The organism is Pseudomonas sp. UBA7500, assembly GCF_002478435.1.
In the GTDB taxonomy this organism is placed as follows: Bacteria; Pseudomonadota; Gammaproteobacteria; order Pseudomonadales; family Pseudomonadaceae; genus Aquipseudomonas; species Aquipseudomonas palmensis.
This window is the reverse complement of sequence record NZ_DLNW01000044.1, coordinates 153,874-179,252: the sequence shown is the minus strand read 5'-3', so window position 1 is coordinate 179,252 and position 25,379 is coordinate 153,874. Positions and strand designations below refer to the sequence as shown.

29 protein-coding genes and 1 tRNA gene are annotated in these 25,379 nt (G+C 63.4%); 19 read left to right on the top strand and 11 right to left on the bottom strand.

All coding sequences use genetic code 11. The features are described from left to right. Positions 1-44: 44 nt before the first annotated feature. Entirely contained in the window at positions 45-1,334 is a 1,290-nt protein-coding gene (locus B4I46_RS17955; protein WP_054914311.1) for an OprD family porin, read from the bottom strand. 358 nt (positions 1,335-1,692) lie between these two features. Here B4I46_RS17955 and B4I46_RS17950 point away from each other — a divergent pair, with 358 nt between their 5' ends. The 3 genes from B4I46_RS17950 (at position 1,693) to B4I46_RS17940 (ending at position 3,145) form a co-directional block, all read left to right on the top strand. After that, positions 1,693-2,052 (top strand): histone-like nucleoid-structuring protein, MvaT/MvaU family, encoded by a 360-nt coding sequence (locus B4I46_RS17950; RefSeq protein WP_286901232.1) that lies wholly within the window; start codon positions 1,693-1,695, stop codon positions 2,050-2,052. 219 nt (positions 2,053-2,271) lie between these two features. Beyond that, a complete protein-coding gene (gloA, locus tag B4I46_RS17945; protein ID WP_043861746.1) occupies positions 2,272-2,793 on the top strand; it encodes a lactoylglutathione lyase in 522 nt (173 codons plus the stop codon). A 103-nt stretch (positions 2,794-2,896) separates the two neighbouring features. After that, positions 2,897-3,145 (top strand): hypothetical protein, encoded by a 249-nt coding sequence (locus B4I46_RS17940; protein ID WP_054914310.1) that lies wholly within the window; start codon positions 2,897-2,899, stop codon positions 3,143-3,145. A gap of 82 nt (positions 3,146-3,227) precedes the next feature. Here B4I46_RS17940 and ahpF read toward each other — a convergent pair whose 3' ends face one another. The 7 genes from ahpF to B4I46_RS17905 form a co-directional block, all read right to left on the bottom strand. Continuing rightward, positions 3,228-4,790: an alkyl hydroperoxide reductase subunit F gene (gene ahpF, locus B4I46_RS17935; RefSeq protein WP_286901229.1), complete on the bottom strand. Its 1,563-nt coding sequence runs from the start codon at positions 4,788-4,790 to the stop codon at positions 3,228-3,230. Between the two features lie 118 nt (positions 4,791-4,908). Continuing rightward, positions 4,909-5,472 (bottom strand): alkyl hydroperoxide reductase subunit C, encoded by a 564-nt coding sequence (gene ahpC, locus B4I46_RS17930; RefSeq protein ID WP_043861743.1) that lies wholly within the window; start codon positions 5,470-5,472, stop codon positions 4,909-4,911. Positions 5,473-5,690: 218 nt separating this feature from the next. Beyond that, positions 5,691-7,046, bottom strand: coding sequence for a glutathione-disulfide reductase (gene gorA, locus B4I46_RS17925; protein ID WP_054914308.1), 1,356 nt, complete (start codon positions 7,044-7,046; stop codon positions 5,691-5,693). Between the two features lie 98 nt (positions 7,047-7,144). Further along, complete coding sequence (galU, locus tag B4I46_RS17920) at positions 7,145-7,984, bottom strand: UTP--glucose-1-phosphate uridylyltransferase GalU (RefSeq protein WP_043861741.1); 840 nt, start codon at positions 7,982-7,984, stop codon at positions 7,145-7,147. Between the two features lie 195 nt (positions 7,985-8,179). After that, a complete protein-coding gene (locus tag B4I46_RS17915; RefSeq protein WP_286901226.1) occupies positions 8,180-9,094 on the bottom strand; it encodes a c-type cytochrome in 915 nt (304 codons plus the stop codon). Continuing rightward, positions 9,091-9,741 carry a c-type cytochrome gene (locus tag B4I46_RS17910; RefSeq protein ID WP_043861739.1) on the bottom strand — a complete coding sequence of 217 codons (651 nt, stop codon included), beginning with the start codon at positions 9,739-9,741 and terminating at the stop codon, positions 9,091-9,093. The genes B4I46_RS17915 and B4I46_RS17910 overlap by 4 nt, the downstream gene beginning before the upstream one ends. Positions 9,742-9,887: 146 nt before the next feature. Next, a complete protein-coding gene (locus tag B4I46_RS17905; protein ID WP_043861738.1) occupies positions 9,888-10,241 on the bottom strand; it encodes a hypothetical protein in 354 nt (117 codons plus the stop codon). Between the two features lie 155 nt (positions 10,242-10,396). On the opposite strand from B4I46_RS17905, the gene B4I46_RS17900 reads away from it, so the two are divergent. The 8 genes from B4I46_RS17900 to csrA all read left to right on the top strand — a co-directional run bounded on the left by B4I46_RS17900 (position 10,397) and on the right by csrA (position 16,186). Beyond that, positions 10,397-10,699: a DUF1883 domain-containing protein gene (locus B4I46_RS17900; RefSeq protein ID WP_043861737.1), complete on the top strand. Its 303-nt coding sequence runs from the start codon at positions 10,397-10,399 to the stop codon at positions 10,697-10,699. Between the two features lie 4 nt (positions 10,700-10,703). Then, the gene (locus tag B4I46_RS17895) at positions 10,704-10,874 is read left to right on the top strand and encodes a hypothetical protein (RefSeq protein ID WP_088514404.1); all 171 of its coding nucleotides are present in this window, start codon (positions 10,704-10,706) and stop codon (positions 10,872-10,874) included. A 26-nt stretch (positions 10,875-10,900) separates the two neighbouring features. Continuing rightward, entirely contained in the window at positions 10,901-11,974 is a 1,074-nt protein-coding gene (locus tag B4I46_RS17890; RefSeq protein ID WP_286901223.1) for an NAD(P)H-dependent flavin oxidoreductase, read from the top strand. A 78-nt stretch (positions 11,975-12,052) separates the two neighbouring features. Then, a complete protein-coding gene (gene modA / locus B4I46_RS17885; protein WP_196932827.1) occupies positions 12,053-12,811 on the top strand; it encodes a molybdate ABC transporter substrate-binding protein in 759 nt (252 codons plus the stop codon). Further along, positions 12,811-13,491, top strand: a complete 681-nt coding sequence (gene modB / locus B4I46_RS17880; protein WP_054914304.1) for a molybdate ABC transporter permease subunit — start codon at positions 12,811-12,813, stop codon at positions 13,489-13,491. The genes modA and modB overlap by 1 nt, the downstream gene beginning before the upstream one ends. A gap of 3 nt (positions 13,492-13,494) precedes the next feature. Continuing rightward, the gene (gene modC / locus B4I46_RS17875) at positions 13,495-14,583 is read left to right on the top strand and encodes a molybdenum ABC transporter ATP-binding protein (RefSeq protein WP_286901220.1); all 1,089 of its coding nucleotides are present in this window, start codon (positions 13,495-13,497) and stop codon (positions 14,581-14,583) included. Positions 14,584-14,635: 52 nt separating this feature from the next. Continuing rightward, on the top strand, positions 14,636-15,673 hold the full coding sequence (locus B4I46_RS17870) for a DNA topoisomerase IB (protein ID WP_286901219.1): 1,038 nt from the start codon (positions 14,636-14,638) through the stop codon (positions 15,671-15,673). Between the two features lie 315 nt (positions 15,674-15,988). Beyond that, a complete protein-coding gene (gene csrA / locus B4I46_RS17865) occupies positions 15,989-16,186 on the top strand; it encodes a carbon storage regulator CsrA (RefSeq protein WP_043861731.1) in 198 nt (65 codons plus the stop codon). A 48-nt stretch (positions 16,187-16,234) separates the two neighbouring features. Here the strand turns inward: csrA and B4I46_RS17860 are convergent, their stop codons facing one another. Genes B4I46_RS17860 through B4I46_RS17850 form a run of 3 tightly spaced genes read right to left on the bottom strand, consistent with a single transcriptional unit; the run spans position 16,235 to position 19,260 of the window. Next, entirely contained in the window at positions 16,235-16,627 is a 393-nt protein-coding gene (locus tag B4I46_RS17860) for a response regulator (protein WP_054914301.1), read from the bottom strand. Between the two features lie 19 nt (positions 16,628-16,646). Then, positions 16,647-18,092, bottom strand: a complete 1,446-nt coding sequence (locus B4I46_RS17855) for an ATPase domain-containing protein (RefSeq protein WP_043861729.1) — start codon at positions 18,090-18,092, stop codon at positions 16,647-16,649. 4 nt (positions 18,093-18,096) lie between these two features. Continuing rightward, entirely contained in the window at positions 18,097-19,260 is a 1,164-nt protein-coding gene (locus B4I46_RS17850) for a two-component system sensor histidine kinase NtrB (RefSeq protein WP_286901217.1), read from the bottom strand. A 269-nt stretch (positions 19,261-19,529) separates the two neighbouring features. Between B4I46_RS17850 and B4I46_RS17845 the strand changes: the two genes are divergently transcribed. The 8 genes from B4I46_RS17845 (at position 19,530) to B4I46_RS17810 (ending at position 25,355) form a co-directional block, all read left to right on the top strand. Further along, on the top strand, positions 19,530-19,724 hold the full coding sequence (locus B4I46_RS17845; protein ID WP_043861727.1) for a hypothetical protein: 195 nt from the start codon (positions 19,530-19,532) through the stop codon (positions 19,722-19,724). A gap of 14 nt (positions 19,725-19,738) precedes the next feature. Beyond that, positions 19,739-20,443: a YoaK family protein gene (locus B4I46_RS17840; protein WP_043861726.1), complete on the top strand. Its 705-nt coding sequence runs from the start codon at positions 19,739-19,741 to the stop codon at positions 20,441-20,443. 109 nt (positions 20,444-20,552) lie between these two features. Continuing rightward, a tRNA-Leu gene (locus B4I46_RS17835) sits at positions 20,553-20,637 on the top strand. Positions 20,638-20,857: 220 nt separating this feature from the next. Beyond that, positions 20,858-21,280: a nuclear transport factor 2 family protein gene (locus tag B4I46_RS17830; RefSeq protein WP_286901214.1), complete on the top strand. Its 423-nt coding sequence runs from the start codon at positions 20,858-20,860 to the stop codon at positions 21,278-21,280. Further along, on the top strand, positions 21,277-22,041 hold the full coding sequence (locus tag B4I46_RS17825; protein WP_043861724.1) for an SDR family NAD(P)-dependent oxidoreductase: 765 nt from the start codon (positions 21,277-21,279) through the stop codon (positions 22,039-22,041). The genes B4I46_RS17830 and B4I46_RS17825 overlap by 4 nt, the downstream gene beginning before the upstream one ends. Then, positions 22,038-23,285, top strand: a complete 1,248-nt coding sequence (locus B4I46_RS17820) for an NAD(P)/FAD-dependent oxidoreductase (RefSeq protein WP_286901212.1) — start codon at positions 22,038-22,040, stop codon at positions 23,283-23,285. The genes B4I46_RS17825 and B4I46_RS17820 overlap by 4 nt, the downstream gene beginning before the upstream one ends. Beyond that, a complete protein-coding gene (locus tag B4I46_RS17815; protein ID WP_210014103.1) occupies positions 23,282-24,097 on the top strand; it encodes a DUF1365 domain-containing protein in 816 nt (271 codons plus the stop codon). The genes B4I46_RS17820 and B4I46_RS17815 overlap by 4 nt, the downstream gene beginning before the upstream one ends. After that, entirely contained in the window at positions 24,084-25,355 is a 1,272-nt protein-coding gene (locus tag B4I46_RS17810; protein WP_104572582.1) for an SAM-dependent methyltransferase, read from the top strand. The genes B4I46_RS17815 and B4I46_RS17810 overlap by 14 nt, the downstream gene beginning before the upstream one ends. Positions 25,356-25,379: the final 24 nt, after the last annotated feature.

Below are 25,379 nucleotides of genomic sequence, written 5' to 3'. Positions count from 1 at the left end.
GCGGCCATTGTCGGCCGGCCCGCGCCACTTGGCAAAGCCTGCGCCTACAGTACGGAGAAGTTGTAGCTGACGATCACCCGGGTCTCATCCATGTCGCGGGCGAATTTTTCGTAGTTGCTGCGGTAGGTGGAGTTGCGCAGGCGCACGCTGACGTCCTTGAAGGTGCCGCTCTGCACCTGGTACTTGAGTTCGCTGTCGCGCTCCCATTCCTTGCCCTGTGCCGGGCTGCCCGGCACCTTGACGTGATCGCCGCTGATGTAGCGGGTCAGGAAGCTCAGGCCTTCGAGCCCTACTGCCTTGAAGTCGTAGTCGTAGCGCACCTGCCAGGACCGCTCCTGGGCCGCAGCGAAGTCGTTGACCTGGGCGTAGTTGACCAGGTAGGGGTTGCTGCCATCGAGGTACGGCATGGCGTTCTCGCCGTACATGCGCTGCCAGCCGGCGCTGAGCTTGTGCCCGCCCAGGCTGTAGCCAAGCATGGCGCTGAAGGCACGGTGGTCGATGTCGCCGGCACGGGCACGACCGATGTCGTCGCTCTTGATCAGGCGCAGGTCGGCCGAGAGGCGGCCCACGCTCAAGGGCTGGCTGGCCACCAGCCCGAGGAAATGCTGGCGATAGATGTTTTCGAGCTTGGCCACCTGGTACTGCGCGCTCAGGCGCTCGTTGAAGCGGTACTCCAGCCCGGCCGTGTCGAAGTGGTCGGCGCGGGTGTCGCAGGCATAGCGCTTGTTCTTGCAGTGCACGCGGATGTCTTGCTGGTCGGTCGAATCGCGGGCGGTGTACTTGTCGAGCCGCGCGGCGCTGAAGGTGAGGTTGTCGACCTCTCTGGACGTCAGCATCGCGCCATGGAACATGGTGGGCAACAGGCGCCCGTCGTTGTACTTGAGCAGCGGCATGTCCGGCAGCATGGCACCGTATTTCAATACGGTCTGCGAGTAACGCACCTTGCCGGCCACACCCAGTTTTGCGTACTGATCGGCCGAATGGCGCGGGTTGTGGCCGCTGGACGGGAGCAGCCCGCTGTTGCTGTCGGCCGGGCTGGAATCGAGTTTGAAACCCAGCATGCCCAGCGCATCGATACCAAAGCCCACGGTGCCCTGGGTATACCCGGACTGCGCGTTGAGTATGAAACCCTGCGCCCACTCTTCACGTTTCGACGCGCCCTGGGAGGAGGCGGTGTGACCGTCACGAAAGTCACGATTGAAATACACATTGCGCGCCTCGATGTTGACACTGCTGTCTTGCAGGAAACCACTGGCCTGGGCCGAAACAGTAACGAAGGACAACAACGCGCCGACCACCGGGCGTTGGGCAATGAAGGGAGTTGGGGCACGCATGAAAAGCAGTATCCAGAACGAAGGGCAAGGTATCCATCAGCCCCGACGGGGCTGGGCAAGGGCCGCTGCACACAACTAGGCAGCGACCGCTTATTATCTCCAAAGCGCTCTGGCACGGGCCATTGGACCATGGTCTAGAACAGATGCCGATGCGGTAATTAATTCTTTAGTGTGGCGAGCACTGTGCAATAAGAAAGTTCCGTAGTGTGTTGTCGTAAAAGTTTGATGTTTATCGCAGGGCGATTGACTACACTCTTTTTACTGTGTTGTTTGTTTTCTACCCGGTGACGCGGCATCAATAGCGGCCTCAAGCGGTTGCGCCGCGCACGGCCCTTACCGACCAACAGGAGAGATGACAGTGTCCAGACTTGCAGAGTTTCGTGCTGCCGAAAAAGCCCTTCAGGAACAGCTTGCTCAACTGGAGGCACTGAAAAAAGACGCCGGCCTCAAACGGGAAATCGAATTCGAGCAGAAACTTGTCAGCCTGATGAAAACCTATGACAAGGGCTTGCGCGACATCATCAATATTCTCGACCCGGCGGCCACTACGCGCCGGACTGCCAGCGCGCCCAAACAACGCCGTGCGCGCGTGGTGAAAGTCTATGAAAACCCGCATACCGGCGAGCTGATCGAAACCAAGGGCGGCAATCATCACGGCCTCAAGGCATGGAAGCAGGAGTACGGCGCACAGACAGTCGACAGCTGGTTGCGCAAGTGAAACAGTACTTCACACTTTTTTCACATGTACTGGCTCAGGATGAAGACTGCTAAAGGATTAGCGCCCCATACGCCCGCTTCGGCGGGCTTCTAATTCTTGCGCCCCGTCAGGCCTTGCCGACGGGGCGCAAACCGTTTGCGCAATCGCTTCAGTTCCGTATCATTGCTCCCTGACTGTTTTGCTGGCGCGCCAAGCGCCGGCCCTATCTGCGGAGTGCCCATGAGCCTGCAAAACCTCGACACCCTCCCCGGCGTCACCGCGCAACCGGATGCCGCGACCCACAACTTCGTGTTCAACCACACCATGCTGCGGGTCAAGGACGTCGCCAAGTCCCTGGACTTCTACACCCGCGTTCTGGGCTTCAGCCTCGTGGAAAAACGCGACTTCCCGGAAGCCGAATTCAGCCTGTACTTCCTGGCGCTGGTGGACAAGGCGCAGATTCCGGCCGACCCGGCCAAGCGTACCGAGTGGATGAAGTCGATCCCGGGCATCCTCGAACTGACCCACAACCACGGCACCGAAAACGATCCCGCGTTCGCCTACCACAACGGCAACACCGACCCGCGCGGTTTCGGCCATATCTGCATTGCCGTACCGGACATCCGTGCGGCCTGCGAGCGTTTCGAGCAACTGGGCGTGAACTTCCAGAAGCGCCTGAGCGACGGGCGCATGAAGCACCTGGCCTTCATCAAGGACCCGGACGATTACTGGGTAGAGATCATCCAGCCGACCGAGTTCTGACAGCGGCCCCGGGGGCGCGCTCGTCGGCGCGCCGCCCCGGCGCACCTGGCTGTGGTATACCGGAGCTGATACCGGTTGAAGCCACCACAGCGAGGTAGCGCTCATGCACACCCTTGAATGTGTCCACCGCAACTACACGGTCACGGCAAACGTGGTCCCGCATGCCGGCATTCCCCTGCCGTTCGAAGTCGGATGCCGCATCACCTCCCCAGACAAGCACAGCACCCGGCGATTGTGTGCCCACGCGCCGCTGTTTCTGGCCGACCTGGAAAACGCCCAGCGCGCGTCGATTGCACTGGGCAAGTCGCTGGTCGACCAGCAACTGGACAAGGGCCGGTCGCTGTTCGAATAGGCCACGCAAAAGCCCTGACAGGCTGACCTGTCAGGGCTTTTGCGTTGTTCACCGTCACGGCCGGCAAGGCCGGCGATGCGCCTCAGGCCGGAGCGCTGGTACGGATCAGGTGGTCGAACGCTGCCAGCGACGCCTTGGCCCCCTCACCCACCGCGATCACGATCTGTTTGTAGGGCACCGTGGTCACGTCACCGGCGGCAAACACGCCCGGCACGCTGGTCTGGCCCCGCGCATCGACAATGATCTCGCCACGGGGCGACAGCTCGAGGGTGCCCTTGAGCCAATCGGTGTTGGGCAGCAGGCCGATCTGGACGAAGATCCCTTCCAGCGCGATGTCATGCTGCACGTCGCTGTTGCGGTCCTTGTAGCGCAACCCGTTGACCTTCTGGCCGTCGCCCAGCACTTCGGTGGTCAAGGCGCTGGTGATCACGGTCACGTTGGCCAGGCTGTGCAGCTTGCGCTGCAGCACCGCGTCGGCACGCAACTGGCTGTCGAACTCGATCAGCGTGACATGGGCGACGATGCCGGCCAGGTCGATGGCCGCCTCCACGCCGGAGTTGCCACCACCGATCACCGCCACACGCTTGCCCTTGAACAGCGGGCCGTCGCAGTGCGGGCAGTAGGCCACGCCACGGCTGCGGTACTCCTTTTCGCCCGGCACATTCATCTCGCGCCAGCGTGCGCCGGTGGCCAGGATCACGGTCTTGGCCTTGAGCGTGGCACCGTTGGCCATGCGCACCTGGTGCAGCGCGCCGTCCTGGCCCGGCACCAGCGCATCGGCGCGCTGCAGGTTCATGATGTCGACGTCGTACTGCTTGACGTGCTCTTCCAGCGCCATGGCCAGCTTCGGCCCTTCGGTCTCCTGCACGGAGATGAAGTTCTCGATGGCCATGGTGTCCAGCACCTGCCCGCCGAAGCGCTCGGCAGCCACGCCGGTGCGAATGCCTTTGCGGGCCGCGTAGATCGCTGCTGCCGCGCCTGCCGGCCCACCACCGACCACCAGCACGTCGAAGGCGTCCTTGGCGTTGAGTTTCTCGGCCTGGCGCTCGCTGGTGCCGGTGTCGAGCTTGGCGACGATCTCCTCCAGGCCCATGCGGCCCTGGCCGAACACTTCGCCATTGAGGTAGACGCTGGGCACTGCCATCACCTGGCGTGCCTCGACTTCGGCCTGGAACAGCGCGCCGTCGATGGCCACATGGCGCACGTTGGGGTTGAGTACCGCCATCAGGTTCAGCGCCTGCACCACGTCCGGGCAGTTCTGGCACGACAGCGAGAAGTAGGTTTCGAAGTTGAACTCACCCTTGAGCCCGGCGACCAGTTCGATCAGCTCGGCGCTCGCCTTGGAGGGGTGGCCACCGACTTGCAGCAGCGCCAGCACCAGCGAGGTGAATTCGTGGCCCATGGGGATGCCGGCAAAGCGCAGGCTGATATCGCCCCCCGGGCGATTGAGCGAGAACGACGGGCGACGGGCGTCGGCACCGTCCTCGCGCAAGGTAATCAGATCCGACAGGCTGGCGATTTCCCGCAGCAGGTCGTGCATTTCACGGGACTTCGCGCCGTCGTCGAGGGAGGCAACGATCTCGATCGGCTGGGTGACCCGCTCCAGGTAGGCTTTCAACTGAGTTTTAAGCGTGGCGTCCAACATACGGGCGATTCCTTTTCAAACGGTAGAAAAAAACAACGCCCGGGCAGAGTCGCCCGGGCGTTTTGCGGGGCGGGACAGACTTCAGGTGCGGTGGCCCGCCCTCGGCTGGTTCACGGTCTTAGATCTTGCCGACCAGGTCCAGCGATGGCGCCAGGGTAGCTTCGCCTTCTTTCCACTTGGCCGGGCAGACTTCGCCTGGGTGGGCAGCGACGTACTGGGCAGCCTTGACCTTGCGCAGCAGCTCGCTGGCATCACGGCCTACACCGCCGTCGTTGAGTTCGACGATCTTGATCTGGCCTTCAGGGTTGATCACGAAGGTACCGCGGTCGGCCAGGCCGGCTTCTTCGATCAGCACGTCGAAGTTGCGCGAGATGACGTGGGTCGGGTCACCGATCAGCGGATACTGGATCTTGCCGATGGTTTCCGAGGTGTCGTGCCAGGCTTTGTGGGTGAAGTGGGTGTCGGTCGACACACCGTAGATTTCCACGCCCAGCTTCTTGAATTCAGCGTAGTTGTCGGCCAGGTCGCCCAGTTCGGTCGGGCAGACGAAGGTGAAGTCGGCCGGGTAGAAGAACACCACGGACCACTTGCCCTTCAGGTCGGCTTCGGAAACAGGGACGAATTCGCCGTTGTGGTAGGCAGTAGCGTTGAACGGTTTGACCTGGCTGTTGATGATAGGCATCGGTGACTCTCCTCAGGGTTGAAAAACTTGATGGGAGAATCCTAACCATTCATCGCCAATAGCGCTCATTGGCAAAGCTGATGCTGGTGATTGGTTTTGGCTATAAAGCTCAGTACAGATAGACGATTTATGTTGATGCGATCGCGGGCCAAGCCCGCTCCCACAAAGACCGTTGCAATCGCTGTGGGAGGGGGCTGGACCCGCGCTGGAAGCACCGCTTAGCGCGTAGGCGTACGCAGGGTCACGAACTCCTCCGCGGCTGTCGGGTGCACACCGATGGTTTCGTCGAACTGCTGCTTGGTCGCCCCGGCCTTGAGCGCGATGCCCAGGCCCTGGATGATCTCGCCGGCATCCGGCCCGACCATGTGACAGCCCAGCACGCGGTCGGTGTCGGCATCGACCACCAGTTTCATCAGGGTCTTCTCCTGCACGTCGGTGAGGGTCAGCTTCATTGGCCGGAAGCGGCTTTCGAAGATCTGCACCTTGTGCCCCGCCTCCAGCGCCTGCTCCTCGGTCAGGCCCACGGTGCCGATCGGCGGCTGACTGAACACTGCCGTCGGGATGTTCCGGTAATCCACCGGGCGATACTGCTCCGGCTTGAACAGGCGCCGCGCCACGGCCATGCCTTCGGCCAGGGCCACCGGAGTGAGCTGCACGCGGCCGATCACATCGCCAATGGCCAGAATCGACGGCTCGTCGGTCTGGTACTGGTCATCGACCTGCACGTAGCCGCGCTTGTCCAGTTGCACTTCGGTGTTCTCAAGCCCCAGGTTGTCGAGCATGGGGCGCCGGCCGGTGGCGTAGAACACGCAGTCGGCAATCAGCTCGCGACCATCCTTGAGGGTCGCCTTGAGGCTGCCATCGGGCTGCTGGTCGATACGCTGGATGTCGCTGTTGAACTGCAGGTCGAGACCGCGTTTTTCCAGCTCTTCCTTCAGGTGCGTGCGCACTGCGCCATCGAAGCCGCGCAGGAACAGGTCGCCCCGGTAGAGCAAGCTGGTCTTGGCGCCCAGCCCCTGGAAGATTCCGGCGAACTCCACCGCGATGTAACCACCCCCCACCACCAGCACACGCTTGGGCAGGGTCTTGAGGTAGAACGCCTCGTTGGAACTGATGGCCAGCTCGCGCCCGGGGATGTCCGGAATCTGTGGCCAGCCGCCGGTGGCGATCAGGATGTTCTTCGCGCTGTAGCGCGTGCCGTCCACCTCGACCTCATGGGGCCCGGTGAGGCGGCCGTGGCCTTCGAGCAGGGTCACGCCACTGTTGACCAGCAGGTTGCGGTAGATGCCGTTGAGCCGCTCGATTTCACGGTTCTTGTTGGCGATCAGCTGTGCCCAGTCGAACTGTGCATCTTCCAGCGACCAGCCGTAGCCTGCCGCCTGCTCGAAGTCATCGGCAAAGTGCGCGCCGTACACCAGCAGTTTTTTCGGCACGCAGCCGACGTTGACACACGTGCCGCCCAGGTAGCGGCTTTCGACCACCGCCACCTTTGCGCCGAAACCGGCAGCAAAACGTGCTGCACGCACACCGCCGGAACCGGCGCCAATCACGAACAGATCAAAATCGTAGGCCATATCAGTCTCCTTGGCAGGCCGCCAGCATACCGCCAGCCAGGCCCATAAACAAAAAAGCCACCCGAAGGTGGCTTTGTGACGCAACCGACCGAGTGAACTCAGTAGGCCTTGCCGGTCTTGTAGAAGTTTTCGAAGCAGAAGTTGGTCGCGTCGATGTAACCCTCGGCGCCACCGCAGTCGAAACGCTTGCCCTTGAACTTGTAGGCAATCACGCAGCCGTCCTGGGCCTGCTTCATCAGGGCGTCGGTGATCTGGATTTCACCGCCCTTGCCCGGCTCGGTCTCTTCGATCAGCTTGAAGATGTCCGGGGTCATGATGTAGCGGCCGATGATCGCCAGGTTCGACGGGGCGTCTTCCGGCTTTGGCTTCTCGACCATGTTGCGTACACGGTACAGGTCGTCGCCGATCAGGTCGCCGGCGATCACGCCGTACTTGCTGGTTTCCTGCGGGTCGACTTCCATGATCGCAACGATGGTGCAGCGGTACTGCTTGTACAGCTTGACCATCTGCTTGAGCACGCCGTCACCGTCGAGGTTGACGCACAGGTCGTCGGCCAGCACCACGGCAAACGGCTCGTCACCGATCAGCGGGCGACCGGTCAGGATCGCGTGGCCCAGGCCTTTCATTTCGGTCTGGCGGGTGTAGGAGAACGAGCACTCGTCGAGCAGGCGACGAATACCGACCAGGTACTTTTCCTTGTCGGTGCCCTTGATCTGGTTTTCCAGCTCGTAGCTGATGTCGAAATGGTCTTCCAGAGCGCGCTTGCCGCGGCCGGTGACAATGGAGATTTCGTTCAACCCAGCGTCCAGCGCTTCTTCAACGCCGTACTGGATCAGTGGCTTGTTCACCACTGGCAGCATTTCCTTTGGCATGGCTTTGGTTGCTGGCAGGAAGCGGGTGCCGTAACCGGCTGCCGGGAACAAGCATTTCTTGATCATAAACGTCCTTAACAAGGGGCTGTGCAGTACGAAATTCGGCGCAGTCTAATCAGGCGGCGATGCGCTTACAATGCCCCCGTGGCCCGGCCGAATGAATGATAGAGAAAAACTCAGTGTAGATAGTTCCCGCAGGTTGCAAATAATCCGCGTATCCAGGCCCGCAGGCAGGCCTGGATACGCGGATGGGCGAGCGTTCTAGCCGCCTGTGCCCTGCCCGATCAGCACCCCGTCGACCTTCTGGCCATAGAGGTTGACGCCGTCATTGGCGTGGAACTTGAGCCGGGTTTTTTCCACCGAGCCTTCGACCAGGCGCGGGTCCTGAGGGCGCTCATGCGCGTTGATGAAGGCCGCCACGTCCCAGGCCTGCTGGTCGGTCAGCGTGCCTGGCTTGCCCAGCGGCATGTTGTGCTTGATGAACGAGGCCGCCGTGTTGATGCGGTGCATGCCGGCACCCCAGTTGTAGGAGTCCTTGCCCCACAGCGGTGGCATCACATAGTCCTTGGCCACCTTCTGGCCCTGGCCGCTGTCGCCGTGGCAGATGGCGCACTGCTGCTGATACACCTGGGCACCGCGCTTGATGTCATAGCCCTGCGCAGGCTTGTCGACCTCCGGGTAGCCACGCCCCGGTGTCTCGACGCCGATCGGTGCCTTGCTCGCCAGCCAGTAGGCATACACCGACAACGCCGTCATCTCGGGGCTGTCGGCCTCCGGCGGCTTGCCGTTCATGCTGAACTGGAAGCAGCCCTGGATACGCTCGGCAAAGGTGTTGACCTTGTCGTTTTTCTTGCGATAGGCAGGGTACATCGGGTAAGCCCCCCACAGCGGCGCCGAATGCGCCAGCCGTCCCTGATCCAGGTGGCAGTTGCTGCAGTTCAGGCCGTTGCCCACATACTCGGGGGCCAGGCGCTTGGTGTCGACGAACAGCGCATAGCCGTCGCGCACCATCTTGCCGAAGGCGTTGTCGGGCAACTCGCTTTCGGCGGGGGGCTTGAAGCTGGCCGGCGTGCTGGCCGGCGCCACTTTCAGTTGCGACTGGTCTTCCATGGCGATCGGGGCCGCCTGAACGCCGCCCATGAACAGGGTCAGGGTAGTGAGTAGCAAGCGATTCATTTGGCGGCCTCCTGGCTGGCGCGGGTGGCAAAGTATTCAGCCAGCGCCTTGACCTCGGTATCGGTCAGGGCCTTGGCGACACCGACCATCAACTGGTTAGGGTCGTTGCTGCGCCGGCCGTCGCGCCATGCGTCAAGTTGCCCGGCCAGGTAGCTGGCCGGCTGGTGGGCCAATGGCGGAAAGTGCTCGCCTACCCCCACACCACCCGGCCCGTGACATTGCACGCACCCGGGGATGCCTCGGCTCCAGTCGCCGTAAAGCGCCAGCGACTCGACCGGGTCGGTTGCCATCTGCTGGCGACGGGTATCAGGGGTGGGCGGTACCGGCATTGCCGCCAGCGTGGCGCTGATGGCGCTGATCTCGGCGTCGCTCAGGGCCTTGGCCAGCGGCTCCATGATCGGCTGCTTGCGGCTGCCGTCACGAAAGTCCTTGAGCTGTTTGCTCACATAGGCGGCCGGCAGGCCAGCCAGGCGTGGGAAGCCGGCGGCGGCCATGCCCAGGCCATCGGGGCCATGGCAGCTCATGCAGGCCATGGCAGAGGGGTTCTCCCCTCCCTGGGTGAATATTTTCTGGCCATCGGCGGCAGTGGCGGCTTGCATTGAAAGCAACAGCAGGCTGCCTATCAGGATTCGATCCAGTGGGATCATCACGGACTCCATTTTTCTTGTTATAAGCTTAGACTTATAAAATATAAGCCTACCGATACTAGGCCTATCCGGCCAGCGCTACAACGCGGGCAGGCACAGAAAAATGCAGGGACAACCACTGAATCGTTTAAACGCGGCTCACGCAATCACTTGGAGATGCACACGCTCACAGCCGCTTTGACATCCCCCGGGCGCAGGGGAAAATTGCTCAACCGCTCATGCAACTTGACCGCGCTGCCACTCGAGCGCTCGCTGATCTCCAGCACTGCAGCCGGGGACTTGTCCGAGAGCTTCTGCGGAACCACCACGCGCAGGCCGCTACCCCGCTCCTCGATGGTCAGCGGGCCACGGCTATCAGCCAGTTTTTGCTGAACGCAGGTGGCAAACTCGCGTGGCGACTTGCCCGAGATCACGCTCATGGTCTCGGGGCTCTGTTCGATTTCGGCTACATTGGCACAACCGGTCAGCGCAACTGCCAGCGCTGGTACAACCCATTTCATCGGTACCCCTCCATAAAAAACCGTTGGACCATGGCCAGGCCGATTTGCTCCCTGGATTGGCAGTTTTATCTCTGGCCTTGGCACTCAGCCCCACAGTGTAACCCGACATCGTGCTATCGTTTTGATTTGCCAAAAGATCCCTTGCGGAGAGCGACATGAAATTCGTACACCAGCGCGAGCACCTCAATGAAGACGACATCGTCGTCATCCACTGCTCCCAGCGCTGCAATATCCGCCTGATGAACGATGCCAACTTCCGCAGCTTCAAGAATGGCGGCCGGCATACCTATCACGGCGGCGCCTTCGTCGACTTCCCGGCGAAGATCACCGTGCCCAGCGACGGCTTCTGGAACATCACCATCGACACCGTCGGCCCGCGTGCCCTGTCGGCGGTAAGCAAGCCGACCTTCACCCACACGATCAAGATCATCCGCCGTTCGTCGTCGAAGCTGAGATAACCCCATGAGCGAAAACATCAAGTACGTCATCAAGTACAACCTCGACGGCGAGCGTCGTTTCGACTTCGCCGTGCTCAGCAGCACGGCGCCACAGCAGGTCGAGGAAGCCTTGCGCAAACTGCACGGCGAAGACTTCAGCAAGATCACCGACATCAAGGTAAGCAAGGCGCTGTAACCCACGCCCACACAAGGAGCCCCGCGATGAGCCAATGGCCGGACCCACGTATCCTCGACCTGCTCGGTATCGAGTTGCCCATCATCCAGGCACCGATGGCGGGCGCCACGGGGTCGGCCATGGCCATCGCGGTCAGTAACGCCGGGGGGCTGGGCTCGCTGCCATGCGCGATGCTCACTCCCGAGCAGATACGCCAGGAGATCGCGACCTTCAGCCAGGCCAGTCGCGGCCCGCTCAACCTCAATTTCTTCTGCCATCGGCCACCCGCCACCGATGGCGAACGTGCAATCCGCTGGAAGCAGGCACTCAAGCCGTACTACGAAGAAGTGGGTGCCGACTTCGGCGCCACTACCCCGGTCTCCAATCGCGCGCCCTTCGACGAGGCGGGCTGTGTCTTGGTGGAAGACTGCAAGCCTGCAGTGGTGAGCTTTCACTTCGGCCTGCCTGCGCCCGAGCTGCTGGCGCGGGTCAAGGCCAGCGGGGCCAAGGTACTGTCCAGTGCCACCACGGTCGAGGAAGCACGCTGGCTCGAAGCCCATGGCTGCGACGCGATCATCGCCATGGGCTATGAAGCAGGTGGGCACCGCGGCATGTTCCTGAGCGATGACCTCACCACCCAGATCGGCACCCTGGCGCTGGTGCCCCAGGTGGCCGATGCGGTCAAGGTGCCGGTGATCGCGGCTGGCGGCATCGGCGATGCCCGCGGTGTTGTGGCGGCCTTCGCACTGGGCGCCTCGGCCGTTCAGGTGGGCACCGCCTACCTGTTCTGCCCCGAGGCCAAGGTGTCGGCCGCGCATCGCCAGGCACTGCACAGCGCACAGGCCAGCGATACCGCGCTCACCAACCTGTTTACCGGGCGCCCGGCACGCGGCATCAATACCCGCATCATGCGTGAGTTGGGCCCGATGAGCCCCCTGGCCCCTGCCTTCCCCCTGGCCGGCGGCGCCTTGATGCCCCTTCGCGCCATCAGCGAGCCGCAGGGCAACAGCGATTTCAGCAACCTGTGGGCCGGCCAGGCGCTGCGCCTTGGCCAAGCCCTGCCGGCAGCCGAACTGACGCGCCAACTGGCAGAAAAGGCGCTGGCATTGATGTCACGGTAAAACAGATCTTTCCGTTTGTCGGGCAATCGCTATATATTCCAATGCATAACGATTACCTCATGCACATGGAGCTGTTTGATGAGAATGCGCGCCCCTCGTTTTGCCCTGACCGCCGTATTCGGCATGCTGACCCTCAACAGCGCCTGGGCCGATGAAGTCCAGGTGGCCGTCGCGGCCAACTTCACCGCGCCCATCCAGGCTATTGCCAAGGATTTCGAAAAGGACACCGGCCACAAGCTGGTCGCCTCCTTCGGCGCTACCGGGCAGTTCTACGCGCAGATCAAGAATGGCGCGCCCTTCGAGGTGTTCCTGTCGGCCGACGACACCACCCCCGAAAAACTCGAGAACGAAGGCGAAACCGTCAAGGGCTCGCGCTTTACCTACGCCATCGGCACCCTCGCGCTGTGGTCGCCCAAAGCGGGCTATGTGGATGACAAGGGCGAAGTCCTGAAGAAAAACGACTACAAGCACCTGTCCATCGCCAACCCCAAGGCCGCGCCCTACGGCCTGGCCGCCACGCAGGTACTGGCCAAGCTGAACCTGACCGAGGCCACCAAGGGCAAGTTGGTCGAAGGCCAGAACATCACCCAGGCGTTCCAGTTCGTTTCCACCGGCAACGCCGAGCTGGGCTTCGTGGCCCTGTCGCAGATCTACAAGGACGGCAAGGTCAGCAACGGCTCGGCCTGGATCGTGCCAGCCGACCTGCACGACCCGATCAAACAGGACGCTGTGATTCTCAACAAGGGCAAGGACAACGCCGCCGCCAAGGCGCTGGTCGATTACCTCAAGGGCCCCAAGGCCGCTGAAGTGATCAAGTCGTACGGCTACGAACTCTGATGCCACTGGACGCCAGCGACCTGGGCGCCATCTGGCTGACGTTCAAGCTGGCGTCGCTGACTACCCTGATCCTGCTGCTGATCGGCACCCCGATCGCCTGGTGGCTGGCGCGCACGCGCTCCTGGCTGCGCGGGCCGATCGGGGCGATCGTGGCCCTGCCCCTGGTGTTGCCGCCCACGGTGATCGGCTTCTATCTGCTGATCGCCCTGGGCCCCCACGGCTGGCTTGGCCAGGCCACCCAGGCGCTGGGCCTGGGCACCGTGGTGTTCAGTTTCACAGGCCTGGTGATCGGGTCGGTGGTGTACTCGATGCCGTTCGTGGTGCAACCGCTGCAAAACGCGTTCAGCGCCATTGGCGAGCGCCCGCTGGAGGTGGCTGCCACCTTGCGCGCCAGCCCGTGGGACTGCTTTTTCAGCGTGGTGCTGCCCCTGGCCCGCCCTGGCTTCATTACCGCGAGCATCCTGGGCTTTGCCCACACCGTCGGCGAGTTCGGCGTGGTGCTGATGATCGGCGGCAATATTCCCGACAAGACCCGCGTGGTTTCCGTGCAGATCTTCGACCATGTCGAGGCCATGGAGTACATGCAGGCCCACTGGCTGGCCGGCGCCATGCTGGTGTTCTCGTTCCTGGTGCTGCTGGCGCTGTACGCCAGCCGCCGCGGCAAGCCGGCCTGGAGCTGACCGATGAGTTCATTGATCCAGGCCCGGTTGCAGGTGGCCTTCGACGATTTCCGGCTGGATGTTGACCTGCAACTGCCCGGGCGCGGTGTCAGCGCCCTGTTCGGCCATTCGGGCTCGGGCAAGACCACCTGCCTGCGCTGCCTGGCAGGCCTGGAGCGGGCCGACCAGGCCTACATCGAGGTCAATGGCGAAGTCTGGCAGGATTCCGCACGCCAGTACTTCATGCCGCCCCACCAGCGCCCCATCGGCTATGTGTTCCAGGAAGCCAGCCTGTTCCCCCACCTGAGCGTGAAGAACAACCTGATCTTCGGCTGGCGACGCATCGCCCAGCACCAGCGCCAGGTCGGCCTGGAGCACGCCTGCGAGCTGCTGGGCATCAGCCACCTGCTCGCGCGCAAGCCGGACACCCTGTCGGGCGGTGAACGACAGCGCGTGGGGATCGCCCGTGCGCTGCTCACCAGCCCCAAGGTGCTGCTGATGGACGAACCCCTGGCAGCCCTGGACGGCCCGCGCAAACGCGAAATCCTGCCGTACCTGGAGCGCCTGCACGACCAGTTGCAGATCCCGCTGATCTACGTCAGCCATGCGCAGGACGAAGTGGCGCGCCTGGCCGATCACCTGGTGCTGCTCGAACAGGGCAAGGTGCAGGCCAGCGGGCCGATCAGCCAGACCCTGGCCCGCCTGGACCTGCCGCTGGCCCTGCAGGAGGACGCCGGGGTGGTCATCGAGGGCGAGGTGGACGCCCACGACGCGGCCTACCAGTTGCTGGACCTGAAACTGCCGGGCAGCGACCTCAGGTTGCGCCTCACCCACGAGGCGCTGGCCCCGGGGGCGCGCCTGCGGGTCAAGGTCCAAGCACGCGACGTGAGCCTGAGCCTGGCCGACGACAGCCGTTCGAGCATTCTCAACCGCCTGCCAGTGCGCGTGTGCGCGCTGCGCGCCGGTGACAACCCGGCGCAGATGCTGGTGAGCCTGGACGCCGATGGCACAGCCCTGCTGGCGCGGGTGACGCGCTACTCGAGCGACCAGTTGGGGCTGCACGAAGGCCAGCAGTTGTGGGCGCAGATAAAATCGGTGGCATTGCTGGGCTAACTTGCGCGAACGGCTGCTGTCCATCGTCAGAGCCCCTACGCGAGCGCCCAGCATGAATGTCGACCTGCCCCCTTTGCCCAGTGGCCTGCATTACGTGGATGACAGCCGCCCCGGTTTCCATCGGCGCCTGCTGCGCAAGCACTTCGCCTATTTCGACGCCCACGGCCAGCGCATCACCGCACCGGATACCCTGGCCCGCATCAAGGCGCTGGCCATACCGCCGGCCTATACCGATGTATGGATCTGCGCCGACCCGCGCGGCCACCTGCAAGCCACCGGACGCGACGCACGTGGTCGCAAGCAGTACCGCTATCACCCCGACTGGCGCGAACTGCGCGACAGCCACAAGTACGACCGCATGCTGGCCTTCGCCAAACGCCTGCCGAGGCTGCGCAAGCAACTCGACGAGCACCTGGCGCGGCCCGGCCTGGACCGCGAAAAGGTCATGGCACTGGTGGTCAGCCTGCTCGACAACACGCTGATCCGCGTGGGCAACCGTCAGTATGCCCGCGACAACCGCTCCTACGGGCTGACCACGCTGCGCACTCGCCATGTGCAGGTCGAAGGCAGCGCAATACGGTTTCGCTTTCGCGGCAAGAGCGGCATCGAGCACCAGGTGACCCTCAAGGACCGGCGCCTGGCACGCATCGTCAAGCGCTGCCTGGAACTGCCGGGCCAGGACCTGTTCCAGTGGCAGGACGCGCTGGGGCAATGTCACACCGTCGGTTCGGCGGACGTGAACGCCTACCTGCAGCAATTGACCGGTGCCGACTTCACCGCCAAGGACTATCGCACCTGGGCCGGCAGCGCGCTGGCGCTGGAGTTGCTGCGCGAGCTGCAATGGCAACCGGAAACCGAAGCGCGCCGACAGATCGTGGCCATGCTCAAGCAGGTGGCGTCGCGACTGGGCAATACCCCCGCCGTATGCCGGCGCAGCTATGTGCACCCGGCGCTGCTGGAGCGCTTCGTGCTGGGCGAGCTCCACGCGCTGCCACGGCCACGGGCGCGCCAGCGCATGGAGCTGGCCGAGGTGGCCCTGGCACGTTTTCTCATGACATTGAATGCATGCGATACGAATGAAAATCATTAACTAGCACATTAAATAACCCTACTTTTTAAACGCCGCCGTTCCATAGAAAAAAGACATATCCCCCATCAGGCAGAGAAATTTCCCATATGCGTTGAAGCCCCCTATGCTTGCGTCCATGGGCGATACCGGTTGTGCGTAATTGCCCATCTGCCCAATCGGAACCTGTGACTAAAGACCTCAACAGAATCTTGTGCTCGGGGAATTAATTTCCATCGAATGCGTCTTTAATGAAGGGAAAGACGGCTGTGCCACCGCGCACACCCGGCCTGTGCAGCTACCGCCTGCAAGGCATTCAAAGTTACCAAGGAGAAGTACATGCTGATACTCACCCGCAAAGTTGGCGAAAGCATCGTCATCAATGATGACATCAAGGTCACCATTCTAGGGGTCAAGGGGATGCAAGTGAGGATCGGCATCGATGCACCCAAAGATGTCCAGGTGCACCGTGAAGAGATTTACAAGCGCATTCAAGCCGGCAGCCCGGCGCCGGAGAAGGGGGATGATCACCAGTAACCAGGGCTAATCGAGTCGCACGGATGCGCTTGGTCCCGGCAACACGGTTCACTGAAGCTCTGGCGTATCCCGCCCGGCCTCCGCCACACCGATGAATGCCCTGACCCTGGCCACCATGCTGGCAGTATCGAACGGCTTGTCGAACACTGCAGAAAACAGGTCAGGTATGGCTTTGCCGATACTTGCCTGGGCCCCGCTCATGAGAATGACCGGTAGGTCCGCAAACTGCGCATTGCTGCGAATCGCTTTGGCCAACTCCTCGCCATTCATTATCGGCATCATGTAGTCGGTGATGACCAGGTCGATTCGCACCTTCTCCAGCACGTCCAGGGCCGTCTTGCCATTGGGCGCCTTCTCGACCTTGTAGCCGGCGTCCTCCAGGGCATACCCCAGGATATCGGCGATCACATACTCGTCGTCCACGACCAGAATCGTGCTCATGGCTGCCAGCCCAGGGCTTTCATGCCCCTTGCGCCGATGAAGCGGTGCCCGACATCACCGCGCTCGCCTGAACGAACGCCTTGTCGAGCTCGATGCCTGTCGAACGGATGACCAGCTCCAGCAGGGCCGGATCGTATTCACTGTCGCGCACCTTGAGGATCGACAGCAAGCGCTTGAGCTCGGCGTCCAGCTCGACGAAACGCATCAGGAACAGGTTGTCGACGATCGACGACAGCTCCGACGCGGGTGCGTTGATTTCAGAGCCGAACAGGTCGCGCATCTCCCAGGTCGCCAACACCGTCACATCCTCGGCACGCAGCTCGCCCATCAGCGCACGGAAGAACTCGTTGAGCCGCCCCTGGTTGGTGGCGAGCCGGGCAAACGCGCCCAGGCTGTCGATCAGCACCCGTTTGATGCGGTGCTTGCGTACATGGCTGAGCAAACGGGCGCCCACGCCATCGAGCAACCCTTCGGTAGTGGGCTGCCAGGCCAGGTGCACCGCCCCGCTTTTCTCCAGTGCCGGCAGATCGATACCGATGGCCCTGGCCTTGATGCGCAAGCGCTGCGGGGTCTCGTAGAAGCCGAAATGCAGGCCCGGCTCGGCCACTGTGGCACCAGCCAGAAAACTCAGGCCCAGGGAGGTCTTGCCAATACCCGACGGCCCCATCGCCAGCGAGACCGAAGCGCTGGGAAAGCCCCCGCCCAGCAAGCCATCGAGACTGGCCAGGCCCGTGCCGACGCGGGTCAACACCTCGCTGCCCGGACTGGAGGGGTGGCTGTAGAGTGCTTCAAGGCGCGGATACACCTTCAGCCCCTGCTCGGTGATCTCGCATTCGTGCACCCCGGACAGCGCCCCGCTGCCGCGGGTCTTGCGCAACTGGATGCGTCGCACCGAACGTGCGCCGTACAGGTCCTCGCCCAGCTCGATGACGCCATCGACCATGGTGTGTTCCGGGCTGCCGTCATCCAGGCGCGAACTGGTAAGCAGCAGCAAGGTGCAGCCGGCAAATGCGGCATGGCCTTGCAGCTCTGAAATGAACTTCTTGGTATCGAGCACGTTTTCGGCGCGTGAACGTGCATTGAGCAGGCCGTCGACAATCAGCAGGGAGGCGCCCTGGCGGCCGATTTCACCGCGCAGCAGCTTGACCACCGCCTCCAGCCCCTCGCTTTCGAGGGTATCGAAGGCACTGACGAACTGCAGCTGGTTGCCCACCAGCGCAGGGTCGAAAAAGCTCAGGGTGGACAGGTACTGGAACAGACGCTCATGGGACTCGCTCAGCAGCGTCGCCACCAGCACCCGCCCGCCCGTGGCCACATGGTTGAACGCCAACTGGTTGGCCAGGATGGTCTTGCCCGAGCCCGGGCGACCCTGGACGATATAGGACGAGCCGGCCACAAGGCCGCCCTTGAGCAGGTCGTCCAGACCTTCGATGCCTGTAGCAAGACGCTTGAGCTGCTCCACGATAGGTTCACTCGCTTTGAAGGTTGTCGGGCTGGGGTGGCTGCCATGCCGGCAGGCACAGGGTCATGCAGGTGCCGCGACCGCTTTCGCTCTCGACCCTGATGCAACCGTTGCTCTGCTTGGCAAAACCGTAGGCCTGGCTCAACCCCAGGCCGGTTCCCTTGCCAAAACTCTTGGTGGTGAAAAACGGCTCGAAAATGCGTGGCAACACCGCAGCATCGATACCACGTCCGGGGTCGCGCACGCTGATGAGCACATGATCGCCAACCAGCCCGTCCCACTCCCCCTGCAGCACTTGGTTGCGTGCAACCAGTTCGATGCGCCCCTCGACATCCATGGCGTCACGGGCGTTGAAGATCAGGTTGAGCAGCACCATCTGCAACTGGCCGCTGTCCACCTCGATATCCGATACCTCGCCCTGGATATCTACCTGCAATTCGATGCCCTTGGGCAGCGCCTGGGACAGCAACGCCTGGCTCGCCCGGACCAACTGCGCCACATCGACCCGGCTTGTGCTTTGCACCTTGCGCCGGGCAAACCCGAGCAACTGCTGGGTCACCTGGCTGCCGCGTTCGCCGGCATCGACGATATGCTGCAACAGGCGCTCGGTACGCTGCGGGTCGCGAGAGGTCATGGCCAGCTTGGCCGAGCCGATGATGATCGTGAGCAGATTGTTGAAATCGTGGGCCATGCCCCCGGTAAGCTGGCCGAGGGCTTCCAGCTTCTGCGACTGGAACAGCTGCGCACGCATGGCGTCCAACTGTAATGCGGCTTCCCGACGATCGGTGATGTCGCGGGTGATTTTCGCCAGCCCGACCACCTCGCCCTGCTCGTCCCGAATCACATCCAGTGCCGCCAGGGCCCAGAACTGCGTGCCGTCCTTGCGCATGCGCCAGCCTTCGTCCTGTGCCCCACCGGTGCTCAGCGCACGATTGAGCAACCAGCCAGGCCGGCCTTCGGCGCAATCCTGCGGTGTGAAGAACATCGAGAAGTGCCGACCGATGACCTCGTCGGCGTTGTAGCCCTTGATGCGCTGGGCCCCCAGGTTCCACGAAACCACATGGCCCTCGAGGTCGAGCATATAGATGGCGTAGTCCGCAACGGTCTGCACCAACTGCTCATAGCGGCTGGCGTGCATGGTTTGAAGGTCAGAGCGCTGGGAAGAATCCATGGCAAACCCGCAGGCACCGCAGTGAGGACAATGAGAAGGTAGACAACCGGGTGCCTCTGCAATTCCGTAATTTCGAAACAGTCGTATCGACCTGCAGGACGTGAACGATAAATCACTGGCGGAACAGTGGCGCAGTGATTGCCCGGTGTCAACGGGTGCTCAGCTATCCGGGCAGTGCCCGGGGAAATCGTTCCGGGCCGGGGGGCAACTTGTTATAGTCCACAGGTGCAAGCGCAACCGGGGGAAGGACGTTGACCACAGATGCAAGGATGAAAGGCATTCACGATGACCTGGAGCACACCGCCGCCGATCTGGAGCAGATCGCGCGCGAAATGGCCGGGCATGCGCGCTACCTGCAGCACTCGGCCCACCCGCAGGATGCCCTGGAAGTGCAGCGCAGCATCAATGGGCTGCAGGCATCGATCGACCAGTTGCGCAGCGTGGCCGACCGCATCGAACCCTAGCCCCGGAGACGCCCATGCTGCCAGAGCGCCCACAGGGCCAACGCGGGCCGCTGACTACCCTCGTCTACAAGCGCCGGGGCCGCGTCGGGTTGTTTTTCGTCGCTGCCCTGTCGGTGCTGGCGGGCATGACCGACGCCATCGGCTTTCTCGCCACCGGCGATTTCGTTTCATTCATGAGCGGCAACACCACGCGCATGGCCGTCGCCCTGGGCGATGCGCACTGGGCACTGGTGGCCCGCCTGGCCCTGCTGATCGGCGCCTTCATTGCCGGCAACGCGCTGGGGGTGATCATCGCCCGCCTGAGCGCCAAGCGTGCATGGCCGCTGCTCGCCCTGTCGGCGGCACTGCTGCTGGGGGCAGGCCTGTGGGGCGCGCAGGCGCAGTTGCCGGCGCTGCTGGGCGCGATCATCGCCATGGGCATGCTCAATGCGGCGGTCGAAGAGGTGAACGGGCTGCCCATCGGGCTGACCTATGTAACCGGCGCCCTGTCGCGCTTTGGCCGCGGCCTGGGCCGCTGGCTGATGGGGGAGCGGCGTCCGGGCTGGCGCGTGCAACTGGTGCCGTGGTCCGGCATGTTCGGCGGCGCAGTGCTGGGCGGGCTGCTGGAGCACCGCTACGGCCTGGCGGCGCTGATGGCCTGCGGTGGCTTCGCCCTGGCGCTGGCCATCGTGTCACTGCTGATTCCGCGCCGCTGGCTGCGGCGTTACATGGCAAAGTAGCGGGTGCGCGAGTTGACTCGAATATAACGATGAGTTATAAAGCCGCCTTGATCCGGAAGGTAAAGTGTCGCACACACCCTGTGCCTGACCTTGCAGCCGGATGATCCGTGCGAGTGTGGTGGAATTGGTATACACAGCAGACTTAAAATCTGCCGGCGTGAGCCTTGCGGGTTCGAGTCCCGCCACTCGCACCATCTTCTGAAAAGCGCCCCTTGGGGCGCTTTTCTGCTTTCTGCGTCCTGCGTTCTCCCTCGCCTTGCACCTGCCCCTGCCCCTGCCCCTGCGTCCATCTCCCTGCAGCAAAATCTGCAGGGATGAATTGACTTGTACAAATTTCCCTCTAACCTGCAAATATCTTGTACAAATAACAATACGTGTACAACTAAATGACCACAATGGTCATGGGTGCAGGCAATGTCCGAGTATCTCAAACGCTTTGCAGAGCGATTCTGCGCGATCGACGCGCACAACCTGAGTGTGCTGCGCGAGTTGTACAGCGACGATGTCCAGTTCCGTGACCCGCTGCATCAGATCCACGGCATGGCCGCGCTGCAGGATTTTTTCGCTCAGCTGTACGCCAACGTCGATCAGGTGCGCTTCGAGTTCCACGGTTATGACCAGGTCGACGACGGGAAGGGCTACCTGCGCTGGACCCTGCACTACCGGCATGCGCGCCTGAACGGTGGGCGCCCGGTTCAGGTACAGGGTTGCTCGCACCTGATGTGGCGCGACAAGGTCTACCTGCACCATGACTACTTCGACGCCGGGGCGCTGCTGTACGAGCACCTGCCGGTGATGGGCAGCGTGATCGGCTGGCTCAAGCGGAGACTGGCATGAGACGCATCTGGCTAACCGGCGCCAGCAGCGGCATTGGTGCGGCACTGGCCCCCCTGCTGCTGGCCCAGGGGCATCGCCTGGCGGTCAGCGCGCGCAATGTCCAGCCCTTGCAGGCATTGGCGCAGCGCTACCCCGACCAGGTACTGGTGGTACCGGGCGACCTTCGCGAAGGTGACCAGGTGCGCGCGATCGCCCAGCAGATCGCCCAGGCCTGGGGTGGCCTGGACCAGGTGATACTCAACGCCGGCACCTGCGAGTACCTGGACAGCGAAGCCTTCGAAGCCGCCATGGTCGAGCGCGTGGTGGCTTCCAACCTGTTCAGTGCCAGCCACTGCGTGGAGGCTGCCCTGCCCCTGCTGCGCCAGGGCCGACAGCCGCACCTGGTGGCCGTGGCCAGCGCCGTGACCTTTCTGGCGCTGCCACGCGCCGGTGCCTATGGCGCCTCCAAGGCCGCGGTGCGCTACCTGTTCGAATCGCTGCGCATCGACCTGGCCCGCGAAGGCATTGCCGTGACGCTGGTCAGCCCGGGCTTCGTCGACACCCCGCTGACCCGGCGCAACGACTTCCCCATGCCGCTGTGTTGGCCCGCCGAAAAGGCCGCACGCCATATTGCCCGGCGCCTGCACAAGCGCCCGTACACCATTGCCTTTCCGCTCCTGTTCATCGCCGGCCTGCGCCTGGTCGCGCTGCTGCCGGTGAGCCTGCAACTGGCACTGGGCAAGCACCTGTCACGGCCACTGCGTCAGGAACCCCACCCATGAAGATAGCCATCATCGGCAGCGGTATCGCCGGGCTTACCTGCGCCCACCTGCTGCAGCGCCAGCACGCCATCACGCTGTACGAGTCCAGTGACCGGATTGGCGGGCACACCCATACCGTCGACGTGCAGCTTGGCGAGCGACACTACGCGGTGGATACCGGGTTCATCGTGTTCAACGACTGGACCTACCCCAACTTCATCCGCCTGCTCGATCAGCTGGGCATCGCCTCGCGCCCTACCGAAATGAGCTTTTCGGTCCACGACCCGCAGACCGCCCACGAGTACAACGGCAACACCCTCAACAGCCTCTTCGCGCAGCGCCGCAACCTGTTGTCGCCGCCCTTCTGGGGCATGCTCTACGACATCCTGCGCTTCAATCGCCAGGCCCTGAACGACCTGGAGCAGCAGCGAGTCAACGACACCCTTTCGCTGGGCGACTACCTGTACATGAACGGCTACGGCGAGCGTTTCATCGACCACTACATCGTGCCGATGGGAGCCGCCATCTGGTCGATGCCGCTGGCGCAGATGCTGGGCTTCCCGCTGCAGTTTTTCGTGCGCTTCTTCAAGCACCACGGGCTGCTGTCGGTCAACGATCGCCCGCAATGGCGGGTAGTGGAAGGTGGCTCGCGCAGTTACCTGGCCCCGCTGTGCGCACCGTTTGCCGAACGCATTCGCCTCAACTGCCCTGTACTGGGCGTGACCCGCGATGCCGACGGTGTCAGCCTGTTCAGCCGAGCAGGCATGGAGCGTTACGACAAGGTGGTGTTCGCCTGCCACAGCGACCAGGCGCTGCTGATGCTGCATGATCCCAGCCAGGCCGAGCGCGAGATTCTTGGCGCGTTGCGCTATGCCGACAACGACGTGGTCCTGCACACCGACACCCGCCTGCTGCCGCGTCGCCCCCTGGCCTGGGCCAGCTGGAACTACCGCCTCGGCGGCTCGCAGTCCCAGCCGGCCGCCGTCACCTACAACATGAACATTCTGCAGGGCATCGATGCCCCGCAGACCTTCTGCGTGAGCCTCAACCAGACCGGCGCCATCGACCCCGGCAAGGTCCTTGGCCGCTACACCTATGCCCACCCGCAGTTCAGCCTGGCCGGGGTACGGGCCCAGGTGCGTCACGCCGAACTGTGCGGTGCCCGACACAGCTACTACTGCGGCGCGTACTGGGGCAACGGCTTTCATGAAGACGGCGTGGTCAGCGCGCTGCGCGTGGCCGCCGAATTTGGTGAGCAGTTGTGAACAGCGCGCTCTACCAGGGCTGGGTCAGCCACCGCCGCCCCGCCAGGGGGGATTTCGGCTTTGCCTACCGCATCGGCCTGCTGTACCTGGACCTGGACGAGCAGGCGCAGCTGCCAGCGCTGTCGAGGCTGGCCGGCGGGGGCCGGTGGAGCGCCTTTGCCTTCGACGAGCGGGACTATCTGCCAGCCGCCACTCACCAGGGCACGCCCCTCAAGAGCGCCGTGCTGGACCTGCTCGAACAGGTGCTGCACCACCGCCCCCAAGGGCCGGTGTGCGTACTGACCCAACCCCGCAGCTGGGGCCTGGCCTTCAACCCGGTGAGCTTTTTCTACTGCTTTGAAGGTGACGGGCGTCTGGCTGCGATTCTCTGCGAGGTCACCAACACGCCCTGGCGCGAACGCTTTCACTACGTGTTGCCCGCCGACGGCCCGGGGCCGTGGAACTTCAGCGTGGCCAAGGCGTTTCATGTGTCGCCGTTCCTGCCCGCCGACCTGGAATACCGCATGCACTTCTGCACACCTGCAGCGCGTATCCGTGTGCGCATGGAGGACTGGCAGGCACACACCCGGGTGTTCAGCGCCGTGCTGAACCTGGCGCGCATCGAGCTTGACCGACGCAGCCTGCACCGGCACCTGCTGAGCTTCCCGTGGATGACCGCCAAGACCCTGCTGGCCATCCATTGGCAGGCGTTGCGCCTGCTTCTCAAGCGTCATCGCCTGTTCGACCACTTCGCCGCCCGGGGCACCTGGCGGCGAGCCAAACCGATCAATGCACCCGACAGCGCAAAGGACACCCCCCATGAAGAGCCCTGAGGCAATCCCGGCAAAACGCTTCGCGTCCGCCGGCAACGGCATCGGCGTGATGCTGCTGCGGCGCGCTGTGCTGCGCCAGCTCGAACGCCTGCGCCACGGCGCACTGGTTGTCATCGAAGCCAATGTGGTGCACCACTTCGGCGACGCCGGCGCGAACCTGCAAGGGCATGTCCAGGTAGTGGACGACGCGCTATGGGGCCTGGTGGCCAGCAACGGCTCGATTGGCGCAGGCGAAGCCTACGTGCACGGCTACTGGACCAGCCCGGACCTCACCGCCGTGGTCCGCGTGCTGGTGGCGAACCTGGAGGTACTCGACGGCCTGGAAGGCGGGCTGGCACGCCTGGGGCGCCCGCTACTGCATGGCCTGCACTGGCTCAACCGCAATACCCGGCGCGGCGCCAGACGCAACATCGCCGCCCATTACGACCTGGGCAACGAACTGTTCGAGCGCCTGCTGGACCCGAGCATGATGTACTCGGCGGCCATGTTTCAGGGTGCCGACGATACCCTGGAACAGGCCCAGCACTACAAGTTGCAGCGCATCTGCCAGAAGCTCGCCCTCACCCGCGACGATCACCTGCTGGAGATCGGCACCGGCTGGGGCGGCCTGGCCATTTACGCGGCACGCCACCACGGCTGCCGGGTAACCACCACCACGGTGTCGGCCGAACAGTTCGCCTATGCCCGTCGGCGCATCGACGAAGCCGGCCTGCAGGACCGCATCACCCTGCTGCTGGAGGATTACCGCGACCTGCAGGGCCAGTACGACAAGCTGGTATCCATCGAGATGATCGAAGCTGTCGGCCATCGCTACCTCAGCAGCTACTTCAGGCAATGCGCGCGGCTGCTCAAGCCCGATGGCCTGATGCTGCTGCAGAGCATCACCATCCGCGAACAGCGCTACGCACAGGCGTGCCGCTCGGTCGACTTCATCCAGCGCTACATCTTTCCGGGCGGCGCCCTGCCTTCGGTAGGGGTGATGCTGCAGGTGATGGGCCGCGACACCGATCTGAACCTGCACCACATGGAAGAATTCGGCCTGCACTATGCGCGCACCCTGCGCTGCTGGCACCAGAACCTGCAGCAGGCGCGCCAGCCGTTGCAGGCGTTGGGTTATGACGACACGTTCTACCGCTTGTGGGAGTTCTACCTGTGCTACTGCGAGGGGGGCTTTCTGGAGCGTGCCATCGGCACCGCCCAGCTGTTGCTGGCCAAGGCCGGCGCACGGCCCGCACCGCTGCTGGGGCAACCAGGCTGAACCGGCGGACAGCGCATTGGGCAC